This window comes from uncultured Veillonella sp., assembly GCF_905209685.1.
Classification (GTDB): Bacteria; Bacillota; Negativicutes; order Veillonellales; family Veillonellaceae; genus Veillonella.
In genome coordinates this window covers 1-2,954 of the sequence record NZ_CAJLUB010000169.1, presented here as the reverse complement: position 1 = coordinate 2,954, position 2,954 = coordinate 1, and the positions used below count along the sequence as shown (strand labels likewise).

The window sequence follows — 2,954 nt, the reverse complement described above, 5'->3', positions numbered from 1 at the left end:
TGCAAAAATTCGGGCTTTCAGAAAAACAAGCAGTAGCCATCCTCGACATGCGTTTACGCCGTTTAACAGGCTTGGAACGCGAAAAAATCGAAGAGGAATATAAGGAATTGTTGGCATTAATCGAAGATTTGAAAGCTATCTTGGCTAGCGAAGCGCGTCAACGTCAAATCATCAAAGAAGAACTAGAAGATATGAAGAAGAAATACGGCGACCCTCGTCGTTCTGAAATCACAATCGATACGTCCGACCTTGATGTAGAAGACCTCATCGCTGACGAAGAGATGGTTATTACCTTGACTAAACAAGGTTATATCAAACGCATGAACGCGAACGTATATCGCAACCAACATAAAGGTGGCGCTGGCGTTATCGGCATGAAGACGAAGGAAGACGATTATGTAACGCAAATTATGCATGTTCGTACGCATAATACATTGTTGTTCTTCACGTCCACTGGCCGTACATATCGCCTCAAAGCATACGAAGTGCCAGAAGCAGGTTCCCGTAATTCTCGTGGTACCGCTATGGTTAACGTATTACCACTGGCTGTAGGCGAATCTGTTACGACTATGATCGACCTTGAACGGGTTCAAGAAGATGTAAACTTATTCATGGTAACTGAGTTCGGCGTTGTAAAACGTACAGCAATCGAAGAATACCGCAACATCCGTCGTTCTGGTCTCAATGCTATCAACCTCGACGAAGGGGATCACTTGATTTCCGTCAACGTAACGACTGGTAACCAAGATATCTTGATCGGTACTAAATTGGGTATCGCTATTCGTTTCAGTGAAAGCGATGTACGCCTTATGAAACGTGCGGCTCACGGCGTACGTGGCATTAAACTTAATGCAGGCGACGTAGTGGTAGGCGCAGGTGTTCTTAATGCTGATGAAAGCGAAGCGCAAGTGTTTACGATCTCCGAAGAAGGTTTCGGTAAACGCAATGATGCGGAAGCTTACACATTGCAAAAACGCGGTGGTAAAGGCTCTAAGAACTTCAAGATTACGAACAAAACAGGTGACGTAGTTGCCGTAGAGGTAGTTCATAACGATGATGAAGTTATGCTTATCTCTGAACAAGGCAAAATCATCCGCTTCAACATGAACGATATTGCTGTGAAGAAAGGCAAAGCTATTTCTGGTGTGAAAACACAAAATCTCGACGAAGGTGATAAAGTAGCTAGTATTGCTGTTATTCCAGGTGCTGAAATCGAAGACGAAGAAGCAGAATAATTTGTATTAATAGTATATGTAAGAAACTATGGGCGGCCATCTTAGATGGTCGTCTCTAGCGTTAAGGAGTTTAGATATGAAAAAATGGTTAGCTGCTATGTTTGCAGCAGGGGTTTTATTCTTAGGCGGCTTTGGTCAAGCTAGTGCTGCTGATTGGTACTATATCGATGCTGACGCAGATGATGCAGCATGGTTCATCGATAATGCATCTGTATACAAAACAGATGATGCGGCTACAGTACTTGTTAAAATTAACAATGTAGAAGGTTTCACATACATCTACACAGTACGCATTGACCGTAAAGAAAAAACATGGACAGAACTTGATACAACAGTATACAGCGCTGCAGGCGTAGCGTTATTGTCCAGCAAAGAAGCACAAAAACCTACAAAAATTGAAGACGATACCATGGGTGCGGAAGTTATGAAGGCCCTATGGGGTAAATAATCCAACAATTTAATAGAAGCTTATATTCGCTCTGTTTATTTAGATACTTAGAACGTATTTGGCCCCGAACTATCCTGAAAGCCTCCATAGTGACCGAAGTCGTTTTCAGAACAGTTCGGGGCTTTCTATGTTTTGTTGACCTTACAGCGCGAATATCAGTCATCAAATACGTTATATTATCAAAGCCCATAGGACTCAGCACATCGTCCTTAATAAATTTATATTAATTATGCGGTTTATAGAGTTTTTATTAGTAATATGCAATTATGGTGTTATAATGAAGGCGTAGGGAATTTATGGTATGCAGATTGCATAGTTATTTGAATTTTATAGTCAGGAGAGAATAGTTATGAAAAAATGGTTTGCCTGTTTAGTGGTAGCCGGGTTATTATTCAGTGCTGGTGTGGGCGTGTCTCATGCTGAAAGTTGGTATGCTCTTGATACGGATCAATATGGTCGTACTGGCTATATCGACAATGACTCTGTTGATAAAAACGATGCTCGTGCTACATTGCGCTTGAAGATTGTAGATCCAAATGGAGATCACTCCATTTATACAATGACATTCAACCGTGCTGATAAAACAGTACAGCTCATTGATGTTGCTACATATAACCCACAAGGCTATATGATTGGTTCTGAAACATTGGCAAATACAAAAGTACAAATACAAGAAGGAAGTAATCTAGATCACGTGTATCACTTGATTTGGTAAATTTCCTCTACTAGTAGAAAGGGTTCTATCTCTCATCGACCTCCATAGTGACCTAAGTCGGTCTCAAAGGGATAGAATCCCTTCTGCATGTATAATTAAATGTATCCAAATTATTTATTCCCTTATTTTATGGTATAATTTAAGGGAATAATTTTATTTATAAGGGATTATAAGGAAATGGAGGTGTGTGTATGCGTCGTTTTGAGTATGGTCGGATTCAGTCTTTGTCGTGGGATATGGATATTTTAAGTCTTATTGCAGGAATTTACCGGGCGAATGGCAAGGAGGAGGTTTTGCTTTCACAGAGCCCTGCCATATTAGATTCTCTTATAGAGTTGGCAAAGGTGCAGAGTACAGAGGCTTCAAATGCGATTGAAGGGATTGTGACGACGAGCACGCGCCTTCGGCAGTTGGTAGCTGATAAGACTACGCCTCGAAATAGGGATGAGCAGGAGATTATGGGGTATCGTGATGCCTTAAATGTTATCCATGAAAGTTATGATTCCATAGCATTGTCTCGCAATCATATTTTGCAGTTACACAAGATTTTGTATAA

3 protein-coding genes and 1 pseudogene are annotated in these 2,954 nt (G+C 40.8%); all 4 read left to right on the top strand.

The genetic code is table 11. The annotated features are described in order from the left end of the window. On the top strand, positions 1-1,235 hold a 1,235-nt coding region (locus QZ055_RS08965; RefSeq protein WP_295826347.1), incomplete at its 5' end, for a DNA gyrase C-terminal beta-propeller domain-containing protein. Positions 1,236-1,311: 76 nt separating this feature from the next. Then, complete coding sequence (locus QZ055_RS08960; RefSeq protein WP_039968827.1) at positions 1,312-1,683, top strand: hypothetical protein; 372 nt, start codon at positions 1,312-1,314, stop codon at positions 1,681-1,683. A 349-nt stretch (positions 1,684-2,032) separates the two neighbouring features. Continuing rightward, complete coding sequence (locus QZ055_RS08955; RefSeq protein WP_295826345.1) at positions 2,033-2,398, top strand: hypothetical protein; 366 nt, start codon at positions 2,033-2,035, stop codon at positions 2,396-2,398. A 191-nt stretch (positions 2,399-2,589) separates the two neighbouring features. After that, positions 2,590-2,954: pseudogene (locus tag QZ055_RS08950) on the top strand (Fic family protein); the annotation flags it as partial.

Excerpts from the sequence above, each read along its gene's own strand:
- QZ055_RS08960 (WP_039968827.1), top strand. The coding sequence starts at position 1,312 with ATGAAAAAATGGTTAGCTGCTATGTTTGCAGCAGGGGTTTTATTCTTA.
- QZ055_RS08955 (WP_295826345.1), top strand. The coding sequence starts at position 2,033 with ATGAAAAAATGGTTTGCCTGTTTAGTGGTAGCCGGGTTATTATTCAGT.